The sequence below is a fragment of the Kushneria aurantia DSM 21353 genome (genome assembly GCF_000382245.1).
Lineage (GTDB): Bacteria > Pseudomonadota > Gammaproteobacteria > Pseudomonadales > Halomonadaceae > Kushneria > Kushneria aurantia.
Genome location: NZ_KB907867.1, coordinates 2145 through 15131, shown reverse-complemented (window position 1 = coordinate 15131; position 12987 = coordinate 2145). Strand labels below are relative to the sequence as shown.

The 12987-nt window shown below is 61.5% G+C and carries 9 protein-coding genes and 2 CRISPR repeat arrays; all 9 genes read left to right on the top strand.

The window, feature by feature from the left end; all coding sequences use genetic code 11:
• Window positions 1-268: 268 nt before the first annotated feature.
• Window positions 269-1723: direct repeats of the CRISPR family, unit length 33 nt; unit sequence GTCGCGGCCCGCACGGGCCGCGCGGATAGAAAC.
• Between the two features lie 250 nt (window positions 1724-1973).
• The 9 genes from H146_RS0105945 to cas2 all read left to right on the top strand — a co-directional run bounded on the left by H146_RS0105945 (window position 1974) and on the right by cas2 (window position 10392).
• A complete protein-coding gene (locus tag H146_RS0105945) occupies window positions 1974-4241 on the top strand; it encodes a CRISPR-associated helicase/endonuclease Cas3 (RefSeq protein ID WP_019950949.1) in 2268 nt (755 codons plus the stop codon).
• 55 nt (window positions 4242-4296) lie between these two features.
• Window positions 4297-4488 (top strand): type II toxin-antitoxin system HicA family toxin, encoded by a 192-nt coding sequence (locus H146_RS0105940; RefSeq protein ID WP_019950948.1) that lies wholly within the window; start codon window positions 4297-4299, stop codon window positions 4486-4488.
• A 4-nt stretch (window positions 4489-4492) separates the two neighbouring features.
• Window positions 4493-4714 carry a type II toxin-antitoxin system HicB family antitoxin gene (locus H146_RS0105935; RefSeq protein ID WP_019950947.1) on the top strand — a complete coding sequence of 74 codons (222 nt, stop codon included), beginning with the start codon at window positions 4493-4495 and terminating at the stop codon, window positions 4712-4714.
• A gap of 369 nt (window positions 4715-5083) precedes the next feature.
• Window positions 5084-5752: a type I-C CRISPR-associated protein Cas5c gene (cas5c, locus tag H146_RS0105930; RefSeq protein WP_019950946.1), complete on the top strand. Its 669-nt coding sequence runs from the start codon at window positions 5084-5086 to the stop codon at window positions 5750-5752.
• On the top strand, window positions 5749-7530 hold the full coding sequence (gene cas8c, locus H146_RS0105925) for a type I-C CRISPR-associated protein Cas8c/Csd1 (RefSeq protein WP_019950945.1): 1782 nt from the start codon (window positions 5749-5751) through the stop codon (window positions 7528-7530). Before cas5c ends, cas8c begins: the two co-directional genes overlap by 4 nt.
• Window positions 7527-8396, top strand: a complete 870-nt coding sequence (cas7c, locus tag H146_RS0105920; RefSeq protein WP_019950944.1) for a type I-C CRISPR-associated protein Cas7/Csd2 — start codon at window positions 7527-7529, stop codon at window positions 8394-8396. The genes cas8c and cas7c overlap by 4 nt, the downstream gene beginning before the upstream one ends.
• Before the next feature lie 10 nt (window positions 8397-8406).
• Complete coding sequence (gene cas4 / locus H146_RS0105915) at window positions 8407-9048, top strand: CRISPR-associated protein Cas4 (protein ID WP_019950943.1); 642 nt, start codon at window positions 8407-8409, stop codon at window positions 9046-9048.
• Between the two features lie 2 nt (window positions 9049-9050).
• On the top strand, window positions 9051-10091 hold the full coding sequence (gene cas1c / locus H146_RS0105910) for a type I-C CRISPR-associated endonuclease Cas1c (protein WP_019950942.1): 1041 nt from the start codon (window positions 9051-9053) through the stop codon (window positions 10089-10091).
• Window positions 10092-10101: 10 nt separating this feature from the next.
• Window positions 10102-10392: a CRISPR-associated endonuclease Cas2 gene (cas2, locus tag H146_RS0105905; protein WP_019950941.1), complete on the top strand. Its 291-nt coding sequence runs from the start codon at window positions 10102-10104 to the stop codon at window positions 10390-10392.
• 201 nt (window positions 10393-10593) lie between these two features.
• Window positions 10594-12987: a CRISPR direct-repeat array (repeat unit 33 nt; unit sequence GTCGCGGCCCGCACGGGCCGCGCGGATAGAAAC).

The window sequence follows — 12987 nt, the reverse complement described above, 5'->3', positions numbered from 1 at the left end:
AAACGGGATCGCTGTAACCGACCGGCCCGCGTGGTACTGGCCGAGGGCTCGCTGGTATGCTGCTACTGTCTCTTTGACCTGCCTTCTACTGCGAACCCCGGGTGTCCCGACTTCTCCGGCAGGGTTCGCCGCTCTTTAATACATTGATTTTAATATTGTTGTCTTGAACGAAGGTGGAAAAATCATCTCGCCGAGTGACATTGGACTGCGTTTCGCCGCAGGGCTGTGGTTTTTCCTGGACAAACAATGCGTTATGAATGGACGGTCGGTCGCGGCCCGCACGGGCCGCGCGGATAGAAACAGGGCATGGCCGGCACGTTCAAGCTCTACCCGTGTCGGTCGCGGCCCGCACGGGCCGCGCGGATAGAAACCCCCAACTCTACGACCTGCACCATCGGCGGCCTGTCGGTCGCGGCCCGCACGGGCCGCGCGGATAGAAACGCTGACGCGGAAGGAGACGACGCATGATCACGCTGGTCGCGGCCCGCACGGACCGCGCGGATAGAAACCCATCCCCGACAGTGCATTTTCGTCGGTACCACGAGTCGCGGCCCGCACGGACCGCGCGGATAGAAACATCAACGCAGTGGTAGTTGATTCAGACGGGAGCCGTCGCGGCCCGCACGGACCGCGCGGATAGAAACCTGCGTCTCATGGGTGGGCCGATGACCAGGCGTGTCGCGGCCCGCACGGGCCGCGCGGATAGAAACACCCCCAAGCGGGAACAGTTGCGCCTTCGGCGCAGGTCGCGGCCCGCACGGGCCGCGCGGATAGAAACGAGTATCGCTGGTCGACTACTGACACGTTCGGCGGTCGCTGCCCGCACGGGCCGTGCGGATAGAAACACCGCCGGAGCCACCGGAGCCGCCACCACTCTCATGTCGCGGCCCGCACGGGCCGTGCGGATAGAAACCCTCGCCGAAATCGATGCCGTTTGATGTTTCAGGTCGCGGCCCGCACGGGCCGTGCGGATAGAAACTGCTGGTGGCAGTCAGTCATGGCTGGCGCCTCGCTGTCGCGGCCCGCACGGGCCGCGCGGATAGAAACACCTCGCCATCTGGATCGTTGGACGGTGTCAGCTCGTCGCGGCCCGCACGGGCCGCGCGGATAGAAACTGATCGATCACTACCCCATGCCTGGATGGAGCGCACGTCGCGGCCCGCACGGGCCGCGCGGATAGAAACCGGTAACCACACTTTTTCGATCCCAGATGAGTTGTCGCGGCCCGCACGGGCCGCGCGGATAGAAACGATAAAACCCCGGCTTGTTTGGTCCAGAGAAATAGTCGCGGCCCGCACGGGCCGCGCGGATAGAAACAACGACGCGGGGACCGTGGTGGTATTGGTCGAGGTTGCGGCCCGCACGGACCGCGCGGATAGAAACCCATCCCCGACAGTGCATTTTCGTCGGTACCACGAGTCGCGGCCCGCACGGGCCGCGCGGATAGAAACAACGCCAAAATCGCGGCGGCCACACGCCAGGTCGATCGTCGCGGCCCGCACGGGCCGGGCGGATAGAAACCAGGCACCGTCGCCAGCGCTGCACTGAGCGTCATGTCGCGGCCCGCACGGGCCGCGCGGATAGAAACGGACCGACCGGGGCGGGCAAATCGGCAACCCTCGTCGCGGCCCGCACGGGCCGTGCGGATAGAAACGAAGAGGCGATGGGCGATGTGCGCAAAACAACGGAAGTCGCGGCCCGCACGGGCCGCGCGGATGCATATCAAGGTAGCGTCATACGTTGTGAATGCATCAGGGTGCCGTACGGCGCCCGACAATCAATGTTTTGATCTTGATGCCCAAGGATTCGATGTAGAACCCGACTTTGGTGGATTTTGCTCCCTTGAAAAGAGCCAGTTTATATTGGCTTTTATGTCAGCATATTCGTGCGAATCATCATTACAAATAGAGAACGGCAGTGGGAAGGCTGGCAGTGGGAAGGCTTGTCAACAGCTCTTGAAAAGAGATACGCCGATGACGTTTTACGCCCACAGTACAGATTCGAGCCACCATGACTGGCAGACGCTGGCCGATCATCTGCAGGCGGTGGCCGAGTTGGCCGCGCAGCGTGCCGATCGTTTTGGCATGGCAGATTCGGGTCGCGTAGCTGGGCTCCTGCATGATCTTGGCAAGTACAGCCACGACTTTCAGCGCCGCCTGGCGGGTTCGAAAGAGGCTGTCGACCACTCCACGGCGGGAGCCCTGGTGGCCCGCGAGCGCTTTCCCGGGGGCGTTGGCGAACTGCTCGCCTATGTGATTGCCGGCCACCATGCGGGACTTGCCAACGGTCGTGACGAGGGCGGACGTACGCCGCTTGCGCAGCGACTACAGGCCGAACTGCCGGCGCTGGACGAATGCTGGCGAAACGAGCTTGAATTACCCTCGCAGCTCAGGCCGCCAGCGGGTTTCTCGACCAGAAAGGATCGAGGGTTTTTCCAGCTCGCTTTTCTGACTCGTATGCTCTTCTCCTGCCTGGTGGATGCCGATTACCTTGATACCGAGCGTTTTTATGCCGCCACCGAAGGCAGGGAGGCGCCATCGCGCGGTGGCGGCCCCGGTCTCGATGTGCTGCGCGAGGCGCTGGATATCCATCTGAAGGAGAAGCAGGCGCAGGCGTCGGCCAGCGACGTCAACCGCTGCCGGGCGGAGATTCTCGATACCGTCCGAGAGCAGGCCGGGCTCGAGCCGGGGCATTTTACGCTGACGGTGCCCACCGGGGGTGGCAAGACGCTCGCTTCGCTTGCCTTTGCCCTTGACCACGCCCTCGCTCATGGTATGGATCGGGTGATTTACGTCATTCCCTTCACCAGCATCGTCGAGCAGAACGCGGAGGTGTTTCGCGAGGCGCTGGGCGAGTTCGGCAATTCTGCCGTGCTGGAGCACCATAGTGCCTTTGACAACCGCGAGCCACGCCATCGACACGATCGTGATAGTCGCGACAAGCTCAAGCGCGACAGTGAAAACTGGGATGCGCCGATCGTCGTGACTACGGCGGTGCAGTTCTTCGAGAGCCTTTTTGCTGCCAAAACCTCGCGCTGCCGCAAGTTGCACAATATTGCCCGCAGCGTGGTGATTCTCGATGAGGCCCAGACCATGCCATTACCGCTGCTGCGCCCCAGCGTGGCAGCACTGGACGAATTGGCGCGCCACTATCACACCAGCGTGGTGCTCTGCACCGCCACTCAGCCGGCGCTGGCGGAGAGCGACGACCCCGAGCGCAGCTTTGCGGGCGGGCTGCACCATCTACGTGAACTCGCTCCCGAACCGAGAGGCCTCTACCAACGGCTGGCGCGTGTCACTGTGCGCCATATCGGCACACTCGACGATAGCGGACTGCACGATGAGATGCTGGAAGTCGAACAGGCACTCTGCATCGTCAACAATCGCCGTCACGCTCGGGCGCTCTATCAGTCGATAGCGGACCAGCCCGGCGCTTTCCACCTGACCACCGCCATGTGTGCGATTCATCGCCGAAAGGTGCTGGCCGAAATTCGTCATACCCTGGCGGCAGGTAAACCCTGCCGGGTGGTTTCGACGTCCCTGATCGAGGCCGGCGTGGATGTCGATTTTCCTCGCGTGCTGCGGGCCGAGGCCGGACTGGATTCCATCGCCCAGGCTGCCGGACGCTGCAATCGAGAGGGCAAGCGTTCGGCAGCCGATAGCGAGGTGCGCATCTTCGCCACCGCCAATGACGACTGGGCACCGCCACCGGAGCTCAAGCAGTTTGCCCAGGCCACGCGAGAGGTGCTGCGCCATCACGGCGATGACCCACTTGCGCCTGATGCCATCGAGGCCTATTTCCGCCTGCTCTACTGGCAGCAGGGGCCGCAGCAACTCGATCGGCATGGCCTTTTGAAGCAGATCGAAGAGGGCCGGCTCGATGGCCTGCCCTTCGATACCCTGGAGCAGAAGTACCGGCTGATCGAGAACACCCAATATCCGGTAATCATTCCCTATGATGACGAGGCGCGTGAATCGTTGAGACATCTTGCTTTTACGGAGAAGGCGGGAGGCATCGCACGGCGGTTACAGCCCTACATCGTGCAGGTGCCGGAGCGCGGTTTTCGGGCACTGGAGCGAGCGGGGCTGATTGCTGCTATCGAGCCGGATACATTTGGCGAGCAGTTCATGGTGCTGATCGACGAGCGTCCCGGCGAGCTGAACGACAATCTTTACAGCTCTGCATCCGGGCTCGACTGGGATGAGCCGACCTTTCGTTCGGCGGAGTCGAATCTATGGTGAAGCGACTCATGGCCTGTTGTACGGTGTTGGAAGACAGGAGGACTGTCCTGTGCCAATGAAAGTCAAGGAGCTGATACGACTTGTTGAACAGGACGGCTGGGAGCAGGTGCGCAGCCGGGGCAGCCACCGGCAGTTCAAACACCCGTTCAAGCGCGGCCTGGTCACGATAGCCGGAAAACCGAGTACCGATATTCCGCCCGGGACATTGAACAGCATTCTCGAACAGGCGGGTTTGAAGGAGGAGTAAGCACATGCGTTACATGGTCGTACTCGAAGAGGGGGCAACGAGCTGGGGCGCTCGGGTTCCCGATATTCCCGGCTGCGTTGCCGTTGGCGACAGCCGCGAGGAGGCGCTGGCGCTCATCCGGGACGCCATCCGATTTCATCTCGAAGGGCTCGAGGAGGAGGGCGAAGCCCTGCCGACGCCTCACTCTACCAGCGAATTTGTCGATGTTACGGCTGCGCACTATTAGGACAGAATCAGCAGATACAGCAGACAGGAACTTTACATTTGCGGTATGGATCGGCATACTGCTCGCATGCCAACGTCGAGCAGATTGCTAGGTCTGACCATGGGTCGTGAAAATTCGCCAAAAAACTTTCGTTTTCGTTGCTTCATTCGAAATGACCTTCTCTTGTTGGCAGCTGAGTGGGGCAGCGTTAGTTTTAGGCTGAAAGCACCTATGAGTCGTGTTGGCTTTTGTGTCTCACTATTCATATCAGGCTGTGTATTCATGTCAGGTTGGTTTGGACCGTGAGCGGATTGAAACCTGTCAGCTGTTCCTGCTGATAAGTAAGTCGCCCTGATTCGTCAGGGCGCGGGTTTTTGGGAGTCCATCTCGATGAGTTATGGGATCAGACTACATATCTGGGGCGAGCGCGCCTGTTTCACTCGGCCGGAGTTGAAAACCGAGCGCTTCTCCTACGATGTGATCACCCCCTCGGCGGCGCGCGGCATTCTGGAGGCGATTCACTGGAAGCCGGCAATTCGCTGGTGTGTCGATCGCATCCATGTGCTCAAGCCGATCCGCTTTGAGTCGATCCGTCGCAACGAGGTCGCCGGCAAGCTACCCGCCAGCACTGTCAGCAAGGGTATCAAAAGTGGTCGTACTGACGAGGTGTGCTACTACGTCGATCAGAACCGCCAACAGCGCGCGGCCACCGTGCTGCGCGATGTGGGCTATGTGATCGAGGCGCATTTCGAGTTCACTGCCCGTGCCGACGACAGCGATACCGCCGGCAAACATCTCGATATTTTCAACCGCCGTGCCCGCCAGGGACAGTGCTTTCATCACCCCTGCCTGGGTACGCGGGAGTTTCCTGCCAATTTTGAGCTGATTGAAGCCGATGTGCAGATGCCCATCGTTGATAACGACCTGAGCGGCGAGCGTGATCTCGGCTTCATGCTGCACGATATCGATTTTGCCAATGGCAAAGCGCCGCGTTTTTATCGCGCCCGCATGATCGATGGGGTGATCGAGGTACCCCCCTTCGCGGAGGCACTGGCATGATCCTTTCCGCCCTCAATGATTACTACCAGCGGCTGGCCGCACAGGGCAAGGTACCGCAGCCCGGCTTCAGCAGTGAGAAGATCAGCTTTGCGCTGGTGTTTTCCCGTGAAGGCAGGCCGTTGCAGATCGATGACCTGCGGGATACCTCGGCCAAAAAGCCCCGACCGCGCTCGCTGCAGGTACCGGTCGATAAACGTCGCACTTCCGGCATTCATGCCTATCCACTGTGGGACAAGACGGCCTATGCCCTCGGTGCCACTGCCGGCGAGGGAAAGCGGCTGAATGAAGAGCACAAGGCCTTTCGAGTGCGCCAGCACGAATTGCTGGAGGGTGCCGAGGCGGCGGAATTATGCGCTTTTCTCGCGCTGATTGAGCAGTGGCGGCCCGAGCACCTTCAGACGCTTTCCGGTTACAGCGAGGAAGTGCTGGACAGCAATATCGTGTTCCGACTCGATGGCGAGCATCGTTTTTTACATGATCACCCCGAAGCTCGCAGGCGCTGGAGTGAAGCGCTGGAAGACGGCGACGGTGATGTGGTCGGCCAGTGTCTGGTCACCGGCGAACTCGCCCCGCTGGGTACGGACCATCCCGCCATTCGTAACATTAACGGTGCCCAGAGTTCCGGTGCTTCGCTGATCTCCTTCAACAGCGACGCCTATGAATCCCACGGCCACAAGGGGCAGAGCAACGCCGCCATTTCGAAGACGGCGATCTTTGGCTATGCCACTGCCCTGAATTATCTGTCGCGCCGCGATGCCGATAATCGCCAGCGTTTACAGTTCGGTGATACCACCGTCCTATTTTGGGCTCGCGCCAACGACACCGCCCAGGCCGAGGCAGCCGAGCACGTTTTCGCGGTACTTAACGATCCCCCGACCGACGAACAGGAGGCTGCACGGCTGCAAACCGCGCTGGCGCGTATCGCCGCGGGTGCGGCACTTGCCGATACCGAGCTGGGGCTGGCGGGTGACACGCAGTTCTTCGTACTGGGGCTGGCACCCAATGCAGCGCGGCTTTCGGTACGCTTCTGGTATGTCGATACGCTGGAGCAGCTGATGCGTCACGCGGCCTTCCACCAGCAGGACCTGAGCCTTGACCCTTCGCCCTGGAGAGGCGTTCTGCCACCCATCTGGCGGCTGCTTTACGCTACCGCACCCAGCCGTGACGGCAGAGCGAAGGCCGAGGATATTCCTCCTCAGCTGGCCGGCGAGATGGCCCGTGCCATCTTTACCGGCCGGCGCTATCCGCAGTCGCTGCTCGGCAACATTGTCATGCGCTTGCGTAACGACGGCGATATCAGTGGCGTGCGCGTAGCGCTGTGCAAGGCCGTGCTGGCGCGCAATGCACGTCTTGCGTCTCGTCTTTCATCTCAGGAGGTTCCCGTGAGTCTGGACCCGAATGTCACCCATCCCGGCTACCTGCTGGGGCGTCTGTTTGCCGAGTTGGAGAGCGCCCAGCGTGAAGCGCTTGGCAAGGAGATCAACGCTACCATTCGCGATCGTTACTACGGCGCCGCCTCGGCGACACCCGCCAATGTGTTTCCCATGCTCACACGCAACGTAGTGCACCACTTCGCCCGCATTCGCAAGGACAGGCGTGAAAACGTGGCCTACAGCATCGAGAAGAGAATCGGCGAGATCATGCAGAAGCTACCGGTCCAGTTTCCGAAGAATCTGAGCCTGCAGGATCAGGGACAGTTCGCGATAGGGTATTACCAGCAGAAATGGACGCGACGCTCCAGCCATGAAGACACCGCTACCGAAGGAGAATCGTCATGACCGCTATCGCCAACCGTTACGAGTTCGTGCTGCTGTTCGATGTGACCAACGGCAATCCCAACGGCGACCCGGATGCCGGCAATCTGCCCCGCCTCGATCCGGAGACCAACCAGGGTTTGGTGACTGATGTCTGCCTGAAACGCAAGATTCGCAACTATGTGGCACTGGAGAAGGAAGATGAACCCGGCCACGGAATCTACATGCAGGAGAAATCGGTACTCAATCAGCAGCACCAGAAAGCCTATGAGGCGCTCGAGATCAAGCCGGAGGCCAAAAAGCTGCCGAAGGATCAGGCGAAGGCGCGCGAATTGACCGCCTGGATGTGCGGTAACTTCTTCGATGTGCGCACCTTTGGCGCGGTCATGACAACCGAAGTCAACGCCGGGCAGGTGCGCGGCCCGGTGCAGCTGGCCTTTGCCACTTCCATTGACCCGGTGGTGCCGATGGAAGTGTCGATCACACGCATGGCGGTCACCAACGAAAAAGACCTCGAAAAGGAACGCACCATGGGCCGCAAGCATATCGTGCCTTACGGCCTCTATCGTGTTCACGGTTATGTATCGGCCAAACTGGCCGAACGCACCGGCTTTTCCGATGACGATCTCGAGCTGCTGTGGCGCTCGCTGACCAATATGTTCGAACACGACCGCTCTGCGGCACGTGGCGAGATCGCCGCCCGCAAGCTGATCGTGTTCAAACACGACAACCCCATGGGCAACGCGCCGGCCCATCGGCTGTTCGACAGCGTTCAGATCACGCGCGTCGAAGGGGAGCAGGAGACACCGGCACGCAGTTATCAGAACTACGTTATCGCTATCGACCGGGAGGCCATTCCGGCCGGTGTCAGTGTCGAAGAGCGTTTGTAGGCCGGCGCCAGTGGAGGACGAGATTCGTCTGATTCCGCTCTCGGCATTGCAGCACTACCTGTTCTGTCCGCGCCAGTGTGCGCTGATCCATCTGGAGCAGCTCTGGGCGGAAAACCGTTATACCGCCGAGGGTCGGATTCTGCATGAGCGTGCCGACCGTGCCGGTCATGAACGCCGGCGGGGCGTGCAGACCGCCATGGCACTGCCGCTTTCGCATGCCGCACTGGGGCTGACAGGCGTTGCCGATGTGGTTGAGTTCGATGAACGAGAAGCGCCTGTCGTAATTCGGCCTATCGAATACAAGCGTGGTCGTCCCAAGTCCCATCGTGCCGATGAGGTCCAACTGTGTGCCCAGGCGCTGTGTCTCGAGGAGATGAGGGAGACTGTGATCCAGGAAGGCGCGCTCTACTATGGCAAGACCAAAAGGCGCAAGGCGATAGTTTTCGATGAGGAGCTGCGAGCACTGACACTGGAAGTTATAGCGGGCGTACGCCAGCTTTTCGACGGTGACATCACGCCGCCTGCGGTATACGAGGCAAAGCGCTGTGACCGCTGCTCACTGATGGAACAGTGTCAGCCGCAGGTGATGGGCAAACGGCGATCGGCAGGGCGCTGGCTCACGCGGCAGTTGGATAACCTGCAGGACGACTGATCATGCGACGCCAGCTCAATACACTCTATATCACGACTGATGGCGCCTGGTTGAAAAAGGAGGGCGCCAATATTGTCATGCAGGTCGAGGGCGAGGAGCGCGCGCGTTTGCCGATCCATATGCTGGAGTCGCTGGTCTGCTTTGGCCGCGTACTGGTATCGCCGCCGCTGATGGGGTTCTGCGCGGAACAGGGGGTGACGATCACCCATCTGTCGCCGCAGGGAAAGTTTCTCGCCCGTATTGAGGGGCCTGTCTCCGGCAACGTACTGTTGCGCCGCACGCAGTATCGTTTCAGCGATGACGCCGAGCGCTGTGCCGCCATCGTGCGTGGCCTATTGGCCGGCAAGGTGCACAATCAGCGCGCGGTGATCGCCCGGGGCTTGCGCGACTATGGCGCGAAACTCGAGGCACCGGATCGCCGGCAACTCGAACAGTCGCGCACGCGCATGAGCCGCATTGCGCGTAACCTGCTGCATACCGAATCGAGTGATGAACTGCGGGGGCTCGAAGGCGAAGCGGCGCAGGTCTATTTCAGCGTTTTCGATCATCTGATTCGCTCGAGCGGTGAAGCCTTTCGCTTCAAGGGGCGCAATCGGCGACCGCCACGCGACCCGGTCAATGCGCTGCTGTCGTTTCTTTATACCCTGTTGACGCACGACTGTCGTTCGGCCCTGGAGGGTGTCGGGCTCGATCCTGCGGTGGGTTTTCTGCATCGCGACCGCCCCGGGCGGCCCAGCCTGGCGCTGGATATTGCCGAGGAGTTTCGGCCGCTGCTGGGGGACCGTCTGGCGCTTTCGCTGATCAATCGGCGCCAACTGGGCGAGAAGGATTTCACGGTGGCCGAAAGCGGCGGTGTCAGCCTGACCGATGAAGCACGCAAGACGGTACTCACAGCCTATCAGGAGCGTAAAAGAGAAGAAGTTCATCACGCCTTTATCGACGAGAAAGCGCCTATCGGTCTACTGCCTCATCTACAGTCACAGCTGCTGGCGCGTCATTTGCGAGGTGACCTCGACGCTTACCCGCCCTTTCTCTGGAAATAGGAGATCCCGCATGCTGGTACTGGTCAGCTACGATGTCAGCGTCACTTCCGAAGGTGGCACCCGTCGCCTGCGTCAGGTATCGAAAGCGTGCCGCGATTTTGGTCAACGAGTGCAGTTCTCCGTTTTCGAGATCGAGGTTGAACCGGATCAATGGGCTCGGCTGCGTCAGAGACTGATCGATACGATTGATGATGAAGTCGATAGTCTTCGCTTTTACTTTCTGGGTCGGAATTGGCAGCGGCGTATTGAGCATATCGGTGCCAAACCGGCGCTGGACATGAACGGCCCACTGGTATTCTGAGCCCGCCTCATTGACCTTCCTTCTTCTGCGAACCCCTGGTGTCCCGACTTCCCCGGCAGGGTTCGCACTTCTTTAACATTTTGATTTTTATATTGTTGTCCTGACCAAAAGTGGAAAAATCATCGCGTCGAATGAAATTGACATCCGTCTCGCCGCGGAGCGGTGGTTTTCCCCGGTCAAACAATGCGTTATGAATAGACAGTCGCGGCCCGCACGGGCCGCGCGGATAGAAACGCTGCGATAGGCCTGGGCGATAGCCATCGTGCGGCCGTCGCGGCCCGCACGGGCCGCGCGGATAGAAACTGCATTCGACGAGGATTTAGAAAAAGCACTGGCGGTCGCGGCCCGCACGGGCCGCGCGGATAGAAACGCCTCCAACGCCTCGGAGTTGATGGTCGTCTACGAGTCGCGGCCCGCACGGGCCGCGCGGATAGAAACTTGTTGCTGAGACTCCGGCAGCAGCCCCATTGCCCGTCGCGGCCCGCACGGGCCGCGCGGATAGAAACAGGCCGACAGGCTTTTGGCCAGCGCCCTCGGTTGGTCGCGGCCCGCACGGGCCGCGCGGATAGAAACTCTCATATAGATATAGAGCAGGATATTTATCATGGTCGCGGCCCGCACGGGCCGCGCGGATAGAAACAAGATGGCGACGTATGAAGAGACAGTGGGTTATGTCGCGGCCCGCACGGGCCGCGCGGATAGAAACTACAGAAAGCAGCCATAGGCTCATCGTGCCCTCTCGTCGCGGCCCGCACGGGCCGCGCGGATAGAAACATGACCGCCTGATAGTCATCGGCGGTGCCGTCCACGGTCGCGGCCCGCACGGGCCGCGCGGATAGAAACGCCAGAAATGCCCACTTCTTCGACATCCTTGAAGGTCGCGGCCCGCACGGGCCGCGCGGATAGAAACAGTGGGGGCAGAGCGCTTGATAGCAGGGCTGTCGGTCGCGGCCCGCACGGGCCGCGCGGATAGAAACTGAGCGCAGCCGGACGACGTCAGCACTGAGACTGGTCGCGGCCCGCACGGGCCGCGCGGATAGAAACCCTGGTGCTGGATGGTGGTTATATATTCCAGCCCGGTCGCGGCCCGCACGGGCCGCGCGGATAGAAACGGCCGCCGTTGCCTTGTGGCGATGGCCGCCATTGGGTCGCGGCCCGCACGGGCCGCGCGGATAGAAACGAGTACGGGCGAGCTGGTGACCGCTTTCCAGAAGTCGCGGCCCGCACGGGCCGCGCGGATAGAAACTCGAGCGGCCCTTGTGCACTCTGCTATGGCACCGGTCGCGGCCCGCACGGGCCGCGCGGATAGAAACTATTTCTTGATTTAATTGCATGACCTTGTTAGGCCGTCGCGGCCCGCACGGGCCGCGCGGATAGAAACCTCGATCTCGTCTGGTGTCCAAAGCAGCTTATCCAGTCGCGGCCCGCACGGGCCGCGCGGATAGAAACTTGGGGGACAATGCAAGCTGCGTCACTTAACTCAGTCGCGGCCCGCACGGGCCGCGCGGATAGAAACATTACCTCGCTGGCCGCCCTATCGCTCTACTGGCGTCGCGGCCCGCACGGGCCGCGCGGATAGAAACTATAATCCAGGGCTTTAATGGATCTGGAGAACCTGTCGCGGCCCGCACGGGCCGCGCGGATAGAAACACAGCCCAGCTGCTGGTCACCGACTACGCCGATGACGTCGCGGCCCGCACGGGCCGCGCGGATAGAAACATCGCAAGCGGCGCGCGAATGCCGCACCTCAACTGGTCGCGGCCCGCACGGGCCGCGCGGATAGAAACGGCATCACGCTCGCTCATGTAAACGTTGCGGCGTTGTCGCGGCCCGCACGGGCCGCGCGGATAGAAACTCCAGTGCCGTGCCGCTGCGCGTTTGTGCAGTACGTCGCGGCCCGCACGGGCCGCGCGGATAGAAACCTCCCGGTGGATCACCGTTATGACACCTATCAGACGGTCGCGGCCCGCACGGGCCGCGCGGATAGAAACGACTGTTGCCGACCGTGTCGATCCAAGCGGGATTCGTCGCGGCCCGCACGGGCCGCGCGGATAGAAACGTCTCTCCCTCGACCATTCGGCGTACCGACTCGGTCGCGGCCCGCACGGGCCGCGCGGATAGAAACACGCTCGTAGGGATTGATCGGTTGATCGTTCATCGGTCGCGGCCCGCACGGGCCGCGCGGATAGAAACAACGAGATCGCGCCGAAGGTAGGCGTAACCGCCGGTCGCGGCCCGCACGGGCCGCGCGGATAGAAACGCCATCTGCTCGACGAGCCCGAAAGTTACCGCCGTCGCGGCCCGCACGGGCCGCGCGGATAGAAACTCCAGAATGATCACCCGGGGTTTCACCCGGGCTGGTCGCGGCCCGCACGGGCCGCGCGGATAGAAACGGCAAAGTTGGCGAAAGCCAGCTGCATCTCTCCGGGTCGCGGCCCGCACGGGCCGCGCGGATAGAAACCCATTCAGCGATTCGATGGTCGAGCTACTGAGTCGTCGCGGCCCGCACGGGCCGCGCGGATAGAAACAGATGGAGCATGTGACCAACGAGGAGGCAACCAAGTCGCGGCCCGCACGGGCCGCGCGGATAGAAAC

Coding starts and splice junctions, on each gene's coding strand:
- H146_RS0105945 (WP_019950949.1), top strand. CDS start 1,974: ATGACGTTTTACGCCCACAGTACAGATTCGAGCCACCATGACTGGCAG.
- H146_RS0105940 (WP_019950948.1), top strand. CDS start 4,297: ATGAAAGTCAAGGAGCTGATACGACTTGTTGAACAGGACGGCTGGGAG.
- H146_RS0105935 (WP_019950947.1), top strand. CDS start 4,493: ATGCGTTACATGGTCGTACTCGAAGAGGGGGCAACGAGCTGGGGCGCT.
- cas5c (WP_019950946.1), top strand. CDS start 5,084: ATGAGTTATGGGATCAGACTACATATCTGGGGCGAGCGCGCCTGTTTC.
- cas8c (WP_019950945.1), top strand. CDS start 5,749: ATGATCCTTTCCGCCCTCAATGATTACTACCAGCGGCTGGCCGCACAG.
- cas7c (WP_019950944.1), top strand. CDS start 7,527: ATGACCGCTATCGCCAACCGTTACGAGTTCGTGCTGCTGTTCGATGTG.
- cas1c (WP_019950942.1), top strand. CDS start 9,051: ATGCGACGCCAGCTCAATACACTCTATATCACGACTGATGGCGCCTGG.
- cas2 (WP_019950941.1), top strand. CDS start 10,102: ATGCTGGTACTGGTCAGCTACGATGTCAGCGTCACTTCCGAAGGTGGC.